Raw genomic sequence first — 17,947 nt, forward strand, 5'->3', positions numbered from 1 at the left:
TATGCAAGCTCAAACCACATCCAATATATTAATGATTCGGCCTGTAAATTTTGCTTTCAATGAGCAAACCGCCGAAAGTAATGCGTTTCAAGATGTTAAATCTAAATCTTGGACAAATAATATTACACAGCAAGACGCTCTCCAAGAATTTGATGCAATGGTGAGCCAGTTGCGTGCCGCTGGTGTAAATGTCATTGTTTATGATGATACCTTTGAACCACACACGCCTGATAGTATTTTTCCTAATAACTGGATTTCGTTTCATCATAGTGGTAAAGTGTGTTTGTATCCGATGCAAGCCGAAAACCGTCGTTTAGAACGTAGAACTGATATAATTGATGATTTGCGAAAGCATTTTCATGTTGAGGTTGTACTTGATTTTACGCATTTCGAGAAAGAAGGAAAATTTCTTGAAGGGACAGGAAGCTTGGTTCTTGACCGAATGCACCGTACGGCTTATGCGTGTATTTCGCCCCGAACTAATGCTGATGTTTTGGATGCTTGGGCAAAACAAATGAGGTATCAATTAGTAAAATTTACTTCGGTTGACTCGCATGGAAAAGAAGTGTATCATACAAATGTTGTCATGTGTATTGGAGATACATTTGCGGTTGTTTGCCTCAACTCAATTCCAGATTTTGACGAGCGATTAATGGTCAAAGAAGCCCTTGAAAGTAGTGGAAAACAAGTGATTGAGATTAGCTTGGAGCAAATGAATAATTTTGCAGGAAATATGTTATTGGTCAAAAACAAAAAAGGACACCATATTTTGGTCATGTCAACATCGGCTTTTGAATCATTGACTCACGCTCAAAGAATTGAACTAGAAGAATATGCCGCTCTTCAACATTTCGACCTCACCATGATTGAAACCTGTGGCGGAGGCTCGGCTCGTTGTATGATGGCGGAAGTTCATTTGCCTGAAAAGTGATATTTTTATTTATGGAAAAATCAATAAATTAAAAATATTTATATATTTGTAGATATTTTTGATTTATTGATTAAATAATAGATAAATAATGGCTCAAGTAATTACAGGAGATATTGTAAAATCATCAAATCTTGATGCTGAAAAACGACTAAAACTCCGTGAAGCATTCGATTATTTATCGAGTATTTCCGAAGGAAAGTATGATTACTTTATTCGAGGTGATAGCTTTCAAATATTGCTTAATCAAAATGCTTTAAAGGAAGCTTTAACTATCAAAACCTATTTATTCGTAAAATTGGGTGTGCAAGTCAAGATTTCGATTGGAGTAGGGAATGTAGAGTTTTTGAACGAAAAAATTTCTGATTCTGATGGCGAAGCTTTTTGGTTATCTGGTAGAAAATTAGACGAAATGAAAGTCAAAACAGCATTTTTACGGATTTCTACGACAGAAACTCAAAAAAATGAAGAATGGGAAATTCATTGCTCAGTTATTGATTATTTGCTCGAAAACCAAACAGCCAATCAAGCAGAAGTTGTTTTTTGGCTTTTACAGCAAAAAAATCAGCAAGAAATAGCCACGATAATTAATATTGGTCAGCCTTCGGTAAGTAACCGAATAAAGAATTCGGCATGGAATATCATTGAAAAAATGTTAAATCGCTTTCAAAATGTCTAACCTTTTTACTACGGAACAAGCACTGGTTTTGTTGAAACTGATTTTTGCTCATTTACTCACTGATTTTTTCATGCAGCCGCTCAATTGGGTAAAAGACAAAGAAACCAAGAAAATAAAATCTGTTAAATTATTTTATCATATCCTTCTGACATTTTTGGTAGTTTGGCTTTTTTCAAGAAACTTCTTGGTATCTATTTTCATCGGAATTACTCATTATTGTATTGATATTTGGAAAGTTTATGCGAAGGATAAAAGCATAAAAACGTTTCTTCTTGACCAAATATTACATTTTACTATCCTGATTATCAGTTGGTTATTTATTATTGATGGATTTACGCAATTTGTAGATTTATCGACCAATATCCTTATTGATTTTAAAATATGGGCCTTACTAACAACGTATCTTTTTTGTACTTTTCCATTAGGTATTATTATTGGCATTGCTACAAAACGTTGGCGAGACGAAATTAAAACCAATAAACAAGATAGCCTTGATGAAGCAGGAAAATGGATTGGAATTTTTGAAAGAATATTGATTTTGACTTTTGTGATCAATAATCAATACGAAGCAATTGGGTTTTTAATTGCTGCCAAAGCATTACTTCGCTTTCGTGAATCCGACCTCAAATTGACAGAATATGTTTTAATCGGAACGCTTATTAGTTTCACATTGACTATTTCTTTAGGAATCTTCTTAAAAATGGTTCTTTAAAAACTTATTTAGATTAAAATTTCGTATATTTAGTCAGTCAGATGACAATTCTACTCGTAGAAACTTCACAATTTTATAGCATAATTCAATCCTTAAACTCATGCAGCACGTAGTCATTATTGGAAATGGCATTAGTGGTATCACTGCCGCTCGACATATTAGAAAACTTTCTGATTGTAAAATAACTGTTATTTCTGGCGAAACAGACTATTTTTTTTCTCGAACAGCCCTCATGTATGTTTACATGGGACATCTGAAATTTGAACATACCAAACCTTATGAAGATTGGTTTTGGGAGAAAAATCGCATCGAATTGAAGCGAGCTTGGGTTAAAACCATTGATTTTGAAGAAAAAAAGCTCTATTTCCGCATTCCTAATGAAGATGATAAAGAAGCAAAAATTGGCGGTTCTATAAGCTACGATAAACTTATTTTGGCACTAGGTTCAACTCCCAATAAATTTGGTTGGAAAGGTCAAAATCTCAGAGGCGTGCAAGGACTTTATAGTTATCAAGATTTGGAAAGTCTGCAAGAAATTACGCCAAAAATCAATCACGCAGTTATTGTTGGAGGAGGATTAATTGGCGTTGAATTGGCTGAAATGTTGCATTCTAAGGGAATAAAAGTGACATTTTTGGTGCGAGAAAGTAGTTTTTGGAATGCTATCATGCCATCCGAAGAATCGAATTTGATTGCTAAACATATTGCTGAAAATCATATAAAACTACAATTTTCAAGTGAATTAGAAGAAATTATTGGCGATGAAAATAACCAAGTAAAAGCAATAAAGACAAAATCAGGAGAAATAATTGATTGCCAATTTGTAGGCTTAACTGTTGGCGTTAGTCCAAATATTAATTTTTTAAAATTACCACAAGGAAACATGATTGGCAGAGAAAAACCAGCTTTTATACTCGGAGTAGGTGGTTTAAAGCTTAATCGTGGCATTTTAGTGAATGAATATTTAGAAACGAATTTACCAGATATTTATGCTATTGGCGATTGTGTGGAACACGAAAATCCACCGAAAGACCGTAAAAATTTGGAGCAAATTTGGTACACAGGTCGAATAATGGGAGAAACAGTGGCAAGAACAATTTGTGGAAAACCGACGAAATACCAACCAGGAATGTTTTTCAATTCTGCCAAATTTTTTGACATCGAGTACCAAACTTACGGACAAGTTCCCAACATACTTTCTGAAGATTTTAAAACGTTTTATTGGGAACATTCATCAGGTAAAATTTGTGTCAGAATCAATTATGAAGCTAATAGAAAGGCTGTTACGGGTGTGAATACTTTTGGCATTAGAATGAGACACGAAGTTTGGGATGAATGGATTTCTACTAAAAAAACAATTGAATACGTTTTGGAAAATCTGCCAAAGGCCAATTTTGACCCCGAATTTTTCAAGCAATACGAAGCCGAAATAATGGAAAAGTACAATCAGGAAACAGGAAGTAATTTGAAACTAAAATCGAAAAAAGGAATTTTTTCAAAAATATTTTAAGCCATGATACAAAAACTCGGACTCATTATTTTTATTGCGGCTTTTGGATTATTCGTCGGAACTTTAGGCATGAATGACTACGTTTTGACGAATAAAATTTTAGAAAAAAATGTCAAAGCAGACCAGTTAGTTGATGCCCAAAAACAATTTGCTTCGATGTTTAATAAAAATTATTCAAGCCTGTTTGCTTTTGCTTATGACTTAACTTCTGGAACAAATACGCTAAATAATACTTATGATGCACAACAAGCTTGGGATAAAAAGTATTTTGAGGATACAATTTTGGCAATTGTCAAAGATTCTGCAAACGGATATTTAGTCGAAAATAAAGAAATAATGTTTTTATTAACTTTCGGATTGGCAATTTTAGGAGCATTTCTTCTTATAATTCCAGAAGTTAGAAAGTTGGCTGGAATCAAAAATAATGGAATTTATTTCAATCCAGCTATGAATCGTAAATGGCTTGGTGTACTAATTGGTACTTTTTTGATATTGTTTTATGTCGCCTTGTATTTTAAACCACAATATATTGCCAATTGGATAATGATTGTTGATCCCGTTAGTAGGCTTATCAATGGAGGAGAGGCAAGCCGTTGGTTTATGTATGGATTTCTTTACACGATTTCAGTATTAATAATGGGTATTAGATTTATCATTAAATATAGGCACTCTAAATACCAAGTAATCAGGACTTTATCAATTATGTTTTTTCAGACTTGTATTGCTTTTATATTACCAGAAATCATGTCAAATCTGAATCTTCCTTCGGCTGATTTAAAAAATATGTGGCCGCTAGACTATTCTTTTTTCTTTAATTATCGTCTTGATAAACTGATTGCTGGTGGCACTTTTGGTATTTTTTTATTGGTATGGGGAATTGTACTTTTTGTAGTTGGTGTGCCAGTAATGGTTTATTTTTTCGGAAAAAGATGGTACTGCTCATGGGTTTGTGGATGTGGAGGATTGGCAGAAACCTTAGGTGACCCTTTTCGACAACTTTCTGATAAATCATTGAAAGCGTGGAAAATTGAACGATATTTAATCCATGGCGTTTTAGCATTTGCCATCATTATGACAATTGGTGTGCTTTATACTTATTTTACAGGAAATTATAATTTATTAGGATTTATTCCAACAGAATCACTCAAATCAACTTACGGATTTCTAATTGGTTCAATCTTTTCAGGTGTTGTCGGAACAGGATTTTACCCTTTAATGGGAAACCGAGTTTGGTGTAGATTTGGCTGTCCATTAGCAGCATATCTTGGAATAATACAAAGATTTAAATCAAAGTTTAGAATTACCACGAACGGTGGGCAATGTATTTCATGTGGTAATTGTTCGACACATTGTGAAATGGGAATTGATGTTCGAGCTTACGCCCAAAAAGGACAAGATATTGTACGCTCTTCGTGTGTTGGTTGTGGTGTTTGTTCGGCAGTTTGCCCAAGAGGTGTACTCAATCTCGAAAACGCTGCAACTGGAACAAGAATAATGATTGCTCCAGATATTTTATTAGGAAATGAAATGTTGAAGTAAAATGCCATAAAAAAGCCTCATAATCAATAGACTATGAGGCTTTTTTGTATGATAGTTTTTCAATCAACCATTTTTAATTCATTTTCCCATTTTGCAACAACAGCTGTAGCGACAGCATTTCCTGCGACAGAAGTAGCCGAACGCCCCATATCTAGCAACCAATCAACTGCAAATAGAAGAATCAAACCTTCTGCTGGAAGATTAAACATTGACATCGTTCCTGCAATTACTACTAATGATGCACGAGGTACACCTGCAATTCCTTTACTGGTAATCAAAAGCGTAAGCATCATGGTTACTTGTTGCCCAATACTTAAATCAATGCCGTAGGCTTGAGCTATAAAACCAACGGCAAAAGTCATGTACATCATAGAGCCATCTAAGTTGAAAGAATAACCTAAAGGCAATACAAAACTCACAATTCTTTCTGAAATACCAAATTTTTTGAGTTGCTCAATCTGTAAAGGCATCGATGCTTCTGAGCTTGCCGTGCTGAAAGAAAGAAATAATGCGTCTTTTACATAAGAGAGCAGTTTCCAATAGGGAACTTTCACGACCATACAAATGGCGGGTAAAACAACCAATATGAAGAAAGCTAGTGTTGCGAAGAATGTGATGATTAAGTAAAGATAACCGCTCAAAATACCCAAACCTTTTTGGGCAATAACGGCTGCAACTGCACCAAAAACGCCATAAGGAGCAAAGCCCATTACGTAACTAACAATTTTGAACATTACTTCTGAAACGGCATCAAGGGCTTTTATTAATATTTTTCCATGTTCACCAATGGCTGCCGTTGCAATGCCAAAAAATACCGAAAATACTACAATTTGTAAAATTTCATTCGTTGCTAATGCTTCAAAGAAACTTTGCGGGAAAAGATGTGTAATAAAGTTTTCCATCGTCATTTTCTTCGATTCGATGCCAGTATCAGCCCCTGCCGTTGGCAAATCAATCTGCATCATTCTGCCTGGACGAAGTACATTGACTGCCACTAAACCTGTAAGCAAAGATAAAATGGTAGCAAAATAAAAATAGCCAAGTGTTTTTGCCCCGATTCTACCAACAAGTTTAAAATCACCGAGTTTAGCAATGCCAACGGTCAAGATGGAGAAAATCAATGGCCCGATAATCATTTTTATCATCCGCAGGAAAATCTTACTCAAAAGATTGAGGTAAGTACTCGCAGAATTGAGTGAGGTGGCATCCTCCTTAAAAGATTGATTCAATACATAGCCGACAATAATGCCGAGCGTCATGCCGATGAAGATTTTCCAAGTAATGTTTAATTTCATAGTAGTAGCACCCTTGTCCTGAAAGGAGTTTTTTTTAGGTTAATGAATACTCCTATTTTAAAGGAGAATTTTTTCTTTGGTTAGAAAAATACTTATTTCCCTTCAGGACAGCCACGATTAGGCTAAGGGGTTTTTAAATATTTTTCGATAAATTGGTTTGCGATAAAGGAATTGAAGATACAAGATAGGATAAAAAATGTAATCTGTCAAAATCGTTGGTGTACGAAATTCTATTTCGTCAATAATTTTGCTTTCAGAACCATTTTTTACAATTCGATGCTTGTGTTTCCAGTATTTTAAGAAAAATGGAAGTTGAGTTCCTTCATCAATAAAATAACTTTCTGCTACCGAATAATAAGAATCTGTAATTTTACTCACCCAAAGTTGCCGTATAATAAAAAAGTTTAGTTCAAGTGTAACTTTTTCACCAACTTTCTGTCCAAATGAAATAAGTTTGACAGGAGGAAAAGGTGGCGACAATTGCATAAGCAGTTTGTTATCAAATTGTTCCCAAACTTGTGTAACGGACTGATATACAGGTGTTTCAATGGTTATTTTCATTTTTTTAGTTTTTTTGAGAGAGAAAAAATTTAGAATTAGGAAAAATAAAAATGAATTTAGGGAGTATTGAAACCGATATACCGTAAAATACGTATATAAAATCAGGGGTTTTTACGCTAAAATAATTAAAAATACTTTAAGACATTTGTACTGTTCTAGTAACCCAAAATATAAAGGATATGTTTACTTTTTTAGAAATCAAAACAAGTATTGGGCATTTATTCATGATGTTCCCTCTCCAATTTTTATTGGTGGGAGTGTTGATTATGTTGGGATTGTATGAATTGTATTATACACTTGGATTTGAAAGAACTTTCGGTCAAAGAAAATATATTAAGTAGATTTTGTTTCATCATAGTGGTTAGGGTTGTATACAAAGAGCCGTCTCATTTGAGATGGCTCTCTTGTTTATTTTTGATGAAAAATTATTTCAGTAATCAATAAAAGAATATGAAAGGAGTAAAAAAAGAAAATCTTCCTACAAAAGTTTGTCTAACATGTGGAAGGCCATTTGTTTGGCGAAAAAAATGGGAGAAAGTATGGGAAGAAGTAAAATATTGTAGTGATGCTTGTCGGCACAAAAAAGGACATTCAAAGTAACTCGTCGGATGGGTTCCAAAACTTTTCTTGAAAATCAATTATTTGGTCATTTTGTATGAGAATGCCTTCGTTTTCTAGTAATTCTTGCATTAAATTTCCACCAAAATGGTGTTTTCCAGTTAAAACGCCATTTCGATTAACAACTCTGTGAGCAGGTACATCTGGCATTGAATGACAGGCATTCATTGCCCAACCAACCATTCTTGCACCACCTGTACCTAAATAACGAGCAATTGCTCCATAGCTGGTTACTCTTCCCATAGGAATTAGCCGAACTACTTCATAAATATTGTCGAAACTATTTTCTAGTGATTTTTTCAAGATAATTCAAATTTCTTTACGACAACATATAAATGCTGTCGTAAAGATTATTGTTCAAGATTCTTTTTCTTCAATTTCTTTTTCTAAGGTTGCATACCATGTTTCACCATAAGTTCGGATGAGGGGTTCTTTTAAGAATTTATAAACTGGTACACCGAGTTTTTCTCCTAACGAACAGGCATCGCTACAAATTGACCAACGGTCATAATTAAGTGCATGATAACTTTCATATTTTGTAATCCGAATGGGGTATAAATGGCAGGAAATGGGCTTTTTCCAAGAAATTTTCCCGTCAAGATAAGCTTGTTCGATACCACATTTCAAGATTTTGTTTTCGTCATAAATAGCATAGGCACATTCTCTATCGCCAATAGTAGGAGTGGAGTAGTCTCCTTCCCAGTCTTTGATATAAGTACCTTGCTCTTCAATAGCTTTAATTCCTTTTGGAGAAAGATAAGGCTTTACTTGTTCATAAATTTCTTGTAAAATCGGCAACTCAGCTTCTTCAAGTGGAGCTCCTAAATCACCTTCTACGCAACATGCACCTTTGCATTTTTCTAAGTCGCAAACAAAAAGTTTATCTGCAACATCATCACTAATGCAAGTATTATCAATTAGAATCATTTTTATGTTCTTAAAAACTATTTTTTTATTATTAATTTCTGCCCAATCTTAACATTTTGGTCGGTCATTCCATTCCATTCTTGTATTTGTTTCATTGACACGCCATAACGTTTGGCTATACTATAAAGTGTCTCTGTTTTCAAAACTAAGTGTGTATTTGTAGCAGTTGAAGCAATTGGACTTGGTTTTGTTTCAACAGGTATTGTGGCCGTTTTAGAAGTTGGCTTTACAATCAAAGTTTGCCCAACTTTCACTCGTTCGCTAGTCGTAATATTATTCCACTCTGCTAAATCTTTCACCGAAATGTTGTATTGTCGAGCAATGCTATAAAGCGTTTGACCTACATCAACATTATGAACACTTGTGTTTGAAACTGGTACAGGCGTTTTGGCTGGAGTAGTTTTTACAGGAGGTGTTGGTGTTATAATTTCAGGTTGTTTGGTTGGCGGTGTTTTTTTAGGTTCTGGACGAACGTCATCAGTATCTGAAATAACAATTATATCATCCTCATCTTTGTCTTTAGGCGTAGCATTTTTATTTCCTTCTTCTACAATAATGCTTTCAGGGACTTTTGGTTTTGGCTCAGTTTTTTTAGTTTTTTCTTCGCTTTCAGACTCTCTTGCATCTTTAACCAAAATCTTTTCTTCATATTGCTCATTTATTGGCACTTTTTCCAATTTCTCTTCTTCTTTGTCATTAATAAACTCATTTGGCTGGTCTTTTGGACGTTTTTTTTGTAAATAAATAACACGTCCTTTCTGAATACCAGTAGCTGTACTCATTCTGTTTAAACGAAGAAGGTTTTTCAAACGAATGCCATAAATCTGTGAGATTTGCCAGATTGTTTGACCAGATAAAACAACATGAAGCGGTATTGGCCCTTTGCGACCTTTCTTTTTTAAGTAATAAACTTTGCCTTCTTCAACCATTTCGTTGTTACTCATATCATTGTAACGAAGAAAATCTTTAATTTTCATTTTTCCTCCTCTCGCTAATGATGCAACATCATCGCCAGGTTTGGCAAGAATCCCTTTTTTTCCATTTATTTCATAGAAAATTGGTTCTTCTTCGTTAGCTGTGGCTTCAGTTGTTCTTTTTAAAACAGGAAAAACACCTTCAATTGATACAGATTCAGGTTGATTATTGATTTTTGTTTGAATACTTTCCAAATTATCAGCACCAACCAAAATTGCCACAGAATAATCTTTATCATCAGGAATGGTACTTGTTTGTAGCCATGAATTATATTTTTTTAACTCATTGACATCAATACCCAGTGCCGAAGCAATTTCGTTAAGTGTTTTTCCTTTTGCTTTTTTATATTCAACAAAAGATAAACGTGATTCTTTCAATCGGTTAATTCGGTATTCAAAAGCAATGCGATGTGCAATTGTTTTGATTAAATAGCGGTCAGTTTGAGCATCAAATGTAACTTCGGTGGCTGAAGCCCAGTCTGCTGGTACTATTTTACTCACGCCAGTAGCTCCTAACGAATACGAAAAAAGGGTAGAAATCCAGTTTTTATAAATAACGTTGTTGCGTTTTAAGTACGCAGCAGCTGCTTTTGTAGAAGCATAAATATTTTTTCGTTCATCAACGTCGTTATCAACTCTCAAACCTAATTCTTGAGCGGTAGGAGCTTTCATTTGCCAAAAACCAACCGCTTTTGAAGCTGAAATGGCATCAGGTAACAATGAACTTTCTGCAACGGCTAAATATTTAAAATCTTCGGGTACTTGTTCGGTTTCTAAGATATTTTCAATAATCGGAAAATACCATTGAATACGCTCCAATTTATCCAAAAGGTATTTGTTTTCTGGTTTAAGAAGGGCAGTAATTTCTTTTTGAACCGATTTTTGTGCATCAGTATCAAGATTAACGATAATTCCAGCAAATTCTATTTTTTTGGGAACTTCAGGAAGGGTAATTTGCTGAGCAAATCCTCCTTGAAAGCATAGTGCTAGAAGTAAAAAAGCAAGTGTTTTTTTCATTTTATTAGGAAATATTTGGGTTCGATTGAAATCATTTCAAGCAGTTTATAAGAATAGATGCAGATAAATATAAAAAAGTTTTTAAAATTATTTTCTATTCGAGTTTTCTAACTACCATTAATCCATCTCGAATTGGGAGTAAAATATTTTCTACTCGATTATCATCATGCAATTTTTGATTGAATGCTCGGATTGCGAGTGTATCTTTATCTTTTTTGCTATAATCAGCTACTTTTCCGCTCCACAATACATTATCAGAAATGATATATCCGCCTTTTCGCACTTTTTCAAAAACCAAATCGTAATAATTTGCGTAATTCAGTTTATCAGCGTCAATGAAAACCAAGTCAAAAATCTGATTGAGTGTAGGAATAATGGTTAGAGCATTGCCGATTTGAAAGTCAATTTTATTATTCAATGGCGATTGACTGAAAAAATTGCGAACAAAATCTTCTAATTCTTCATTCACATCAATTGTCAAAATTTTGCCATTTTCTTGCAATCCTTCTGCCAAACAAAGTGCCGAATAGCCCGTATATGTTCCAATTTCAAGAATATTTTTGGGTTGAATCATCTGCGAAAACATTGATAAAAGTCGCCCCTGAAAATGCCCCGATAACATTCGTGCTTGTAAAACTTTGGCGTGTGTTTCTCGGTTTAGATTGGTTAAGACCTCATTCTCGGCTGATGTATGTTCAACACAATATTGGTCAATTTCAGGGCTGATAAACTCCATCTTGTTTTTCTAAAATACTAAATTTGTAGGTGTAAATATTACAAAATTATTGCTTTTTTCAAAAAACCTAACAAACTAAGTTATTTATTTTGAAATAATCAAATTTATAATACAGGTAATTTTTTCAGAAAATATTGAAAATATAATATATAAAATAATTTCAGAATAAATCATATTTTATTCTGAAACATTAATTATTTATGAAATTTTATTTGATTTTGCTCGCAAACTAAAATCAGCAAGAACCAAAGCTGCCATTGCTTCAACAATCGGTACAGCACGTGGTAAAACACAAGGGTCGTGTCGGCCTTTTCCTGAAACAATTACTTTTTCGCCAGCCTCATTTACGCTGTCTTGGTCTTGCATAATTGTTGCCACAGGTTTAAAGGCAACTTTAAAATAAATGTCTTCACCATTTGAGATTCCTCCTTGAATACCGCCTGAAAGATTAGTTTTCGTATGAACTTTTCCATCTTCACCTACAAAAAACGTATCATTGTGTTGCGAGCCGTAAAGCTCAATTCCATCAAATCCACTGCCGTATTCAAAACCTTTTACAGCATTTATTCCTAACATAGCTTTACCCAATTCGGCGTGAAGTTTATCAAAAACAGGCTCACCCCAACCAACCGGAACGCCCTTGATGACGCAAGTAATAATCCCGCCAATCGAATCACCTTTTTTGCGAGTTTCGTCAATATAATCAAACATCTGTTGAGCTATAGTTTCGTCAGGACAACGAACGGCATTATCATCGGTTTTTGACAAGTCAAGTTCCCAATATTGTTTATTGAGTTTCAATTTGCCAACCTGTGAAACATACGCTTGAATTGTGATTTTATGAGAACCAAGAAAAATCTTTGCTAAAGCACCAGCGGCTACACGAGCGGCAGTTTCACGAGCTGAACTACGACCACCGCCTCGATAATCACGAATACCGTATTTGGCAGTATAAGTATAATCGGCATGAGAAGGGCGAAATTGGGTTGAAATATGGCTATAATCTTTTGAACGTTGGTCTTCATTCGGAATAACCATTGCGATAGGTGTTCCTGTTGTTTTTCCTTCAAAAACTCCTGAAAGTACTTGAAATTCGTCAGATTCTTTGCGTTGAGTGGTTATTCTCGACTGACCAGGTTTTCGTCTATCTAATTCATTTTGAATGAAATTTTCATCAAACTCAATTCCAGCAGGGCAACCATCAATGACAACGCCAATGGCTTTTCCATGTGATTCTCCGAAGGTTGAAATTTTAAAGATTTTTCCGTAGGTACTACTCATTTAAGAAATATAAATTTTTGTGAATGACTATGCTTAAAACTGCTTTTATGCGTCGTTGCTATTTTTATTTTTACTGTTCCAATTAAACAAATACAAACTACCTATTATCATACAAATAATGATGAGATTTAAAATATTCTTCATCACTTCTTGATAGTTGGTTTCAATGTGAGTTGTATCAAGTTTTTCAATTCCTGCAAAAATATCATTTGACGAATCCGAATCTTTATTCGCAATGGTTTTGCCTAAAACCTTAATTTTTATTTTAGATTTTAAGGTATCATATTTTTCTGTTTTTGTATTGAAAAACACCCAATAGAAATATTTATCGAGTTGATATTGTCCCGAATCTTTTGGCAAAATTCGGTAGCGAAATTGCTTTTCACGGGTTGGTTGAGCATTAGTATGAATTTCTTTGATTTCGGGTGGATAAAAATCAAAAAAACTGTCGTTCGATGGAGGAGTCGTATTAACTGTTGAAAAATTGCCATCACCCACAATACGGAAAGAGTAACTGAAACTTTTGCCTGTATTGGGCTGATGCGTTTCAATTTGTTCTCCTAAACTAAAGTTTCCTGCCGAAACTTTGTCTTTTAAAGGATGTTCTGGTAAGTCTAAAACATTGATAGTCTGAGGAATATCAGTAAAATTAACGGTTTCTTTGGCAGTATTTTTTTTACTGGCTTGCAGCATTTTTAAACTTACAGCAGGAATATTGACGGGTTTATTGTTGAGAGGAAAATAAAGAGCCTCAAAAAACTTGTAAGCCAAATATTTTTTGCCATTAATGGTACTTGGTTCACCCACAAGGTTTGTAATCGTAATGCGTTCTTCTAAACAATCTGTCGATTTGATTTTTTTTGCGATGGCATCAACTTGGGCATTCAAATCATCAGGAAAATCCATTTGAACGGTATTGTTTTCAGCTACATAAAAAGCCAGAAAAACTCTAAATCCTTCACCAACATAAACTTTACTTTTATTGACAGTCATTGCTAAAAAAGCATTACGGCCACTTTTTTCGATGAGAGTTTCAGTTTTTTCTTCCTCAACAACCTCTTTTGGTTGTGTAACAATTATGTTAAAAGCTTCAGAATTATACTCTTTCCCATTAACATTTAGCGTAAATGAAGGTATTTTGAAATTACCTTCTTTAATTGCTGTATAACTTTGGGTAATGGTATAGCCAACAGGATTTTTGGAAAAAACCTTTTGTTTTGCTCCCTTGGTGAAGTTAGGAAAGTCAGGAAACGAGCTAACCGAAGATTTATCCGTATTTTTAATGATTACTTTTACTGTAAAGTTTTCATCAATGAGGATATTTCTTTTTCCTAGTTCAATTTTTACTTCTTCTTGTTGTGCCAAAGTAAAATTGGATACCAATAAGAGTAAAAAAACGCATAAAATATGTAAATTCGCCCTATTCATTTGACAAAATTAACCACTATTCTGTTTGATTACTATGATTCGCTATATTTTTAAGAAAAAAGCCTGTTTACTGCTCATATTTGTAGGAATAAATACCGTTGATGCTCAATGGAAAAAACAAAATTCGGGTACAGATGCATCTTTTCGTTCGATTCATGCCATTAATAAAAAAGTAGTTTGGGCGGGAGGAAGCAAAGGAACTGTTTTACGAACTACTGATGCAGGAAAAACGTGGCAAGTAATAAAAGTTAAAGATGCCGAAAAATTAGATTTTAGGGATATTTATGGAGTAAGCGAAAAAATCGCCTTCATCATGAGTGCTGGAAATGCAGAAGATGGGGCTGCAAAAATATTTAAAACCATCGACGGCGGAATTTCATGGAAAGTAATGTTGAATTATACTCAAAAGGGTATTTTCTTTGATTCAATGGATTTTTGGAATGAAAATGAAGGAATTATAATCGGTGACCCAATTGACGATAAACCATTTATAATAAGGACTTTAGATGGCGGGAATTCTTGGAATAGAATTGATAAAGCCAAATTACCAAATGTGTTAGAAGGTGAAGCTTCTTTTGCAGCTAGTGGTTCTTGTGTGGCGATTCAACCTAATGGGAAAGCTTGGATAAATACACAAAGTAGAGTTTTTTTTACGCCTGATAAAGGCGAAACTTGGGAAGTTTACCAAACTCCTTTCAAAAAAGGGCAAACTTCGGGCATCTTTGGGCTGCATTTTTGGAATGAAAACCAAGGAATTGCCGTAGGCGGCGATTATAAAAATGACAAAGAAAAAACTAATAATATAGCGATTACTAACGATGCAGGAAAAACATGGACTTTTTTAGCAACAGCTCAACCCGATGGACTAAAAGAAGGTGCATGGTATTTGCCAAATAAAAAAATGCTTTTGGTTGGAACATCAGGTACTAGCCTTTCGGAAAAAGAAAATACTGCATGGAGAGCCATTGATAATGAATCATTTCACGCAGTATCTTGCTTCAAAAATGCTTGTTGGGCGATAGGCGGTAAAGGCAATTTAGCTAAATGGGGAAATTAAAATAAACCATTTAACCTAATTCATTTGCTTCTTTCGTCGATTTTTAATTGAATATAATATGAAATTAGAAGGCCAGCTCCGCCAAAAACTAAAATTAACGCTGGATAAAGGGCTTCATGGTCTTGTTTTACACTTGCAATCATATTAGCAACGAAAATACCTAATCCAACGCCTACAAAAAGGCAACCCCAACGTAATGCGGATGCTGGATTAACTTTTGAACTTTGTTTTTGTGGCAATGTTAGACCTTTTTCAATCATGGCCATTTTTTCATCGTTATCAAATTTTCTTAGAATAATCATCAGGCCGACAAAGCCTAAAATAGCTGTAATTGGAATAGACATTGCTACAATTGCTGCACGAGGGTCCATATTTTATTATGTTTAAATGGTGAAATAATGTTTTGCTGATAGGATGCAATTTGATTTTAGGAGGTTACAGATAAAATAAAAATATTTTTTTGGTAATTTGTGTGTAACCTTTTTTTAATACTTGCATCAAATTGATTGTGAATGATAATCAGAAAGATATAACCCTAATCAATCGTATTCGTAATGGCGAAAAATCGGCGTATAAAGAGCTGATAAATCGTCATAAGGATTATGCGTTTACGGTTGCATACCGAATTCTGAATAGTCGAGAAGATGCAGAAGAAGTAGCCCAAGATGCTTTTATGCAGGTTTTTGGAGCTTTAAATGCTTTTAATGCCGAATCAAAGTTTACTACTTGGTTTTATCGAATCGTTTTTAATGCAGCTTTGATGCAGAAACGAAAAAAACGTATTTTAACTGATGATATTGACGCTTCTTCGGAAGCCTTTATGATGAGTAATTCAAATAATTCGGACGAAGATTTACAGAAAAAAGAACGACGAAAAGCTATCGAAAAAGCCTTACAAAATCTTTCTGCCGACGACGTAACTATGATAACTTTATTTTATTTAAAAGAACAATCATTAGAAGAAATTGCCGAAATTACACAAATTAGTGCCGAAACGGCTAAAGTAAAAATTCATAGAGCCAGAAAACGTTTGGCCGAAGAAATGAAAAAAATGTTGAAGGAAGAAGTAAAAAGTTTATTGTGAAATAGACGCTAAATGAAGAAGAAAATGCTAACAGACGAACAAATATTCGATATATTAGATGGTTTTGCTACGGAGGAAGTTCGTGAGCAACACAATTATTTATTAGCGAATTCGACCGAATACCAAAAATATTTTAATGAATTAGAAACATTACATTTTGATTTAGCCGAATTACCAATTTTACAACCTTCGACTGAATTTACACAAAATGTTTTAGCTAATATTTCGTACGAAACCGCCAAGAAAAAATCTTGGTCAGAGAAATTAGTCTTGATATTTATCAGTTTGATGGTAATAAGTCTGTCATTGACTTTTATTTTAATACTTTTTTATGTTCCAGCTTCAACAATAAAAATTGATGTGCCACAACAATGGTTTGAAATGACAAAAACTTTTTTAACCGATACTTTAGTCAAAGTTTTACTTTTAGTCAATTTGATAGTTTTATTAGTGATTTTTGATAAAAAAGTGTTAAAGCCATATTTTAGTCAACGAAGAATGACTTTAAGTTAAATCCATTAAAAAGCTAAAACCATGTTTTTTGAAGCCCAATGATTCATAAAACTGATGTGCTTTTTCTCGACGAAGGTTGCTCGAAAGACTCATTTTGTAGCAACCTTTTTCTTTGGCATAATTGAGAGCATATTCCATCATTAACTTACCGATTCCTTTGCCCTGCATTTTGGGTAGTACGCCAACATCTTCCACAACTGCTGACGGTGTTCCTAAATGAGCCATATTTTCCATGATCAATAAAGCAAAAGTGCCAACAATTTCATCCTCAAATTCAGCGATAAAGACTTTATAATCAGGATATTGCTTTTGCTTTAAGAAGATTTCTTGGGCATTTTCTACCGATAAAACTTTTCCATTATCTAAAGCTTGAGCATAAATAAACAAAATTGCCGATAGATCTTCAAGTCTTGCAAGGCGAATGTTGAGGTTCATGATTTATTTTGAAACATTTATCTAAAACACTAAGTTAACCAATTTAAGCAAAAAATAGGAAAGTGAGTAGAAGAAAAAATAAAAATATTACCCTATCTCCACGTCAGGGATATGATGCTGAAGATTACTATTATGAGAATGGTTTTATGGTCTTTACAGAGGCGTATCATTTAAAAAGAGGCTATTGTTGCAAAAATGGATGCCGTCATTGCCCTTACGGGTTCAAAAAAAATTAGGGGATACTTTTTTCTTTCCAAAAAAATGTGCAATTTTGCACTCCGATTTAGGAATTAATCTTTTTTTCATAGAAAATATTTCATAATACAATGGCAAAGGTTTGTCAAATCACTGGTAAGAAAACGCAAGTCGGTAATAATGTATCGCACGCAAACAATAAAACTAAGCGTAAGTTTTTCCCAAATCTTAAAACTAAGCGTTTTTTCTTAGAATCAGAAGGTGTATGGGTTTCGTTGAAAGTTTCAACTTCAGCACTTCGCACAATCAACAAAAAAGGCTTAGAAGCTACTATTGTTGATGCTGCTCGCAGAGGAACGTTAGCGTTATAATACTCAAATCCGTAACGGATGAAAGAAATTGAAGCATGACTAATAAAGTCATGCTTTTTTCTTGTTCAATATTTCTACTTTTTTAAT

21 protein-coding genes are annotated in these 17,947 nt (G+C 34.0%); 11 read left to right on the top strand and 10 right to left on the bottom strand.

The genetic code is table 11. From position 1 onward, the window contains the following. The first annotated feature begins 1 nt into the window (after window position 1). The 5 genes from ctlX (at window position 2) to MJQ71_RS04350 (ending at window position 5,368) form a co-directional block, all read left to right on the top strand. Window positions 2-931: a citrulline utilization hydrolase CtlX gene (ctlX, locus tag MJQ71_RS04330; protein WP_238804809.1), complete on the top strand. Its 930-nt coding sequence runs from the start codon at window positions 2-4 to the stop codon at window positions 929-931. Window positions 932-1,019: 88 nt separating this feature from the next. Further along, window positions 1,020-1,607: a SatD family protein gene (locus MJQ71_RS04335; RefSeq protein WP_238804811.1), complete on the top strand. Its 588-nt coding sequence runs from the start codon at window positions 1,020-1,022 to the stop codon at window positions 1,605-1,607. Then, the gene (locus MJQ71_RS04340; protein ID WP_238804821.1) at window positions 1,600-2,319 is read left to right on the top strand and encodes a DUF3307 domain-containing protein; all 720 of its coding nucleotides are present in this window, start codon (window positions 1,600-1,602) and stop codon (window positions 2,317-2,319) included. Before MJQ71_RS04335 ends, MJQ71_RS04340 begins: the two co-directional genes overlap by 8 nt. Before the next feature lie 100 nt (window positions 2,320-2,419). Continuing rightward, complete coding sequence (locus MJQ71_RS04345; RefSeq protein WP_238804823.1) at window positions 2,420-3,829, top strand: NAD(P)/FAD-dependent oxidoreductase; 1,410 nt, start codon at window positions 2,420-2,422, stop codon at window positions 3,827-3,829. A 3-nt stretch (window positions 3,830-3,832) separates the two neighbouring features. After that, window positions 3,833-5,368, top strand: a complete 1,536-nt coding sequence (locus MJQ71_RS04350; RefSeq protein ID WP_238804825.1) for a 4Fe-4S binding protein — start codon at window positions 3,833-3,835, stop codon at window positions 5,366-5,368. Window positions 5,369-5,427: 59 nt separating this feature from the next. Here MJQ71_RS04350 and MJQ71_RS04355 read toward each other — a convergent pair whose 3' ends face one another. Further along, a complete protein-coding gene (locus MJQ71_RS04355) occupies window positions 5,428-6,663 on the bottom strand; it encodes a dicarboxylate/amino acid:cation symporter (protein ID WP_238804827.1) in 1,236 nt (411 codons plus the stop codon). Between the two features lie 117 nt (window positions 6,664-6,780). Continuing rightward, window positions 6,781-7,224: an SRPBCC family protein gene (locus MJQ71_RS04360; RefSeq protein ID WP_238804829.1), complete on the bottom strand. Its 444-nt coding sequence runs from the start codon at window positions 7,222-7,224 to the stop codon at window positions 6,781-6,783. A 450-nt stretch (window positions 7,225-7,674) separates the two neighbouring features. Between MJQ71_RS04360 and MJQ71_RS04365 the strand changes: the two genes are divergently transcribed. After that, window positions 7,675-7,824 (top strand): DUF2256 domain-containing protein, encoded by a 150-nt coding sequence (locus MJQ71_RS04365; RefSeq protein ID WP_238804831.1) that lies wholly within the window; start codon window positions 7,675-7,677, stop codon window positions 7,822-7,824. Here the strand turns inward: MJQ71_RS04365 and MJQ71_RS04370 are convergent. The 6 genes from MJQ71_RS04370 to MJQ71_RS04395 all read right to left on the bottom strand — a co-directional run bounded on the left by MJQ71_RS04370 (window position 7,816) and on the right by MJQ71_RS04395 (window position 14,142). After that, entirely contained in the window at window positions 7,816-8,145 is a 330-nt protein-coding gene (locus MJQ71_RS04370; protein WP_290370156.1) for an MGMT family protein, read from the bottom strand. The two genes, MJQ71_RS04365 and MJQ71_RS04370, sit on opposite strands and share 9 nt — an antisense overlap. Window positions 8,146-8,199: 54 nt before the next feature. Then, window positions 8,200-8,769: a DUF3109 family protein gene (locus MJQ71_RS04375; protein ID WP_238804833.1), complete on the bottom strand. Its 570-nt coding sequence runs from the start codon at window positions 8,767-8,769 to the stop codon at window positions 8,200-8,202. A gap of 17 nt (window positions 8,770-8,786) precedes the next feature. Continuing rightward, on the bottom strand, window positions 8,787-10,760 hold the full coding sequence (locus MJQ71_RS04380; RefSeq protein ID WP_238804835.1) for a lytic transglycosylase domain-containing protein: 1,974 nt from the start codon (window positions 10,758-10,760) through the stop codon (window positions 8,787-8,789). Between the two features lie 94 nt (window positions 10,761-10,854). Continuing rightward, a complete protein-coding gene (locus tag MJQ71_RS04385) occupies window positions 10,855-11,496 on the bottom strand; it encodes an O-methyltransferase (protein ID WP_238804837.1) in 642 nt (213 codons plus the stop codon). A 198-nt stretch (window positions 11,497-11,694) separates the two neighbouring features. After that, a complete protein-coding gene (gene aroC / locus MJQ71_RS04390; protein WP_238804839.1) occupies window positions 11,695-12,777 on the bottom strand; it encodes a chorismate synthase in 1,083 nt (360 codons plus the stop codon). A gap of 45 nt (window positions 12,778-12,822) precedes the next feature. Continuing rightward, the gene (locus MJQ71_RS04395) at window positions 12,823-14,142 is read right to left on the bottom strand and encodes a BatD family protein (protein ID WP_238804841.1); all 1,320 of its coding nucleotides are present in this window, start codon (window positions 14,140-14,142) and stop codon (window positions 12,823-12,825) included. A gap of 97 nt (window positions 14,143-14,239) precedes the next feature. Between MJQ71_RS04395 and MJQ71_RS04400 the strand changes: the two genes are divergently transcribed. Further along, window positions 14,240-15,262: a WD40/YVTN/BNR-like repeat-containing protein gene (locus MJQ71_RS04400; protein ID WP_238804843.1), complete on the top strand. Its 1,023-nt coding sequence runs from the start codon at window positions 14,240-14,242 to the stop codon at window positions 15,260-15,262. A gap of 20 nt (window positions 15,263-15,282) precedes the next feature. On the opposite strand, the gene MJQ71_RS04405 is transcribed toward MJQ71_RS04400, so the two are convergent. Beyond that, window positions 15,283-15,633, bottom strand: a complete 351-nt coding sequence (locus MJQ71_RS04405) for a DUF6249 domain-containing protein (RefSeq protein ID WP_238804845.1) — start codon at window positions 15,631-15,633, stop codon at window positions 15,283-15,285. A 137-nt stretch (window positions 15,634-15,770) separates the two neighbouring features. Between MJQ71_RS04405 and MJQ71_RS04410 the strand changes: the two genes are divergently transcribed. After that, window positions 15,771-16,346, top strand: a complete 576-nt coding sequence (locus tag MJQ71_RS04410; protein WP_238804848.1) for an RNA polymerase sigma factor — start codon at window positions 15,771-15,773, stop codon at window positions 16,344-16,346. Between the two features lie 12 nt (window positions 16,347-16,358). After that, on the top strand, window positions 16,359-16,859 hold the full coding sequence (locus tag MJQ71_RS04415; protein ID WP_238804850.1) for a hypothetical protein: 501 nt from the start codon (window positions 16,359-16,361) through the stop codon (window positions 16,857-16,859). Here MJQ71_RS04415 and MJQ71_RS04420 read toward each other — a convergent pair. Next, entirely contained in the window at window positions 16,851-17,294 is a 444-nt protein-coding gene (locus MJQ71_RS04420; protein ID WP_238804852.1) for a GNAT family N-acetyltransferase, read from the bottom strand. The two genes, MJQ71_RS04415 and MJQ71_RS04420, sit on opposite strands and share 9 nt — an antisense overlap. An 86-nt stretch (window positions 17,295-17,380) precedes the next feature. On the opposite strand from MJQ71_RS04420, the gene MJQ71_RS20865 reads away from it, so the two are divergent. After that, entirely contained in the window at window positions 17,381-17,530 is a 150-nt protein-coding gene (locus tag MJQ71_RS20865; RefSeq protein ID WP_310587525.1) for a C1orf53 family protein, read from the top strand. A 90-nt stretch (window positions 17,531-17,620) separates the two neighbouring features. Further along, window positions 17,621-17,860 carry a 50S ribosomal protein L28 gene (gene rpmB / locus MJQ71_RS04430; RefSeq protein WP_238804854.1) on the top strand — a complete coding sequence of 80 codons (240 nt, stop codon included), beginning with the start codon at window positions 17,621-17,623 and terminating at the stop codon, window positions 17,858-17,860. The last annotated feature ends 87 nt before the right edge of the window (window positions 17,861-17,947 follow it).

Origin of the sequence: Emticicia aquatica (assembly GCF_923079645.1) — a bacterium.
In the GTDB taxonomy this organism is placed as follows: domain Bacteria; phylum Bacteroidota; class Bacteroidia; order Cytophagales; family Spirosomataceae; genus Emticicia; species Emticicia aquatica.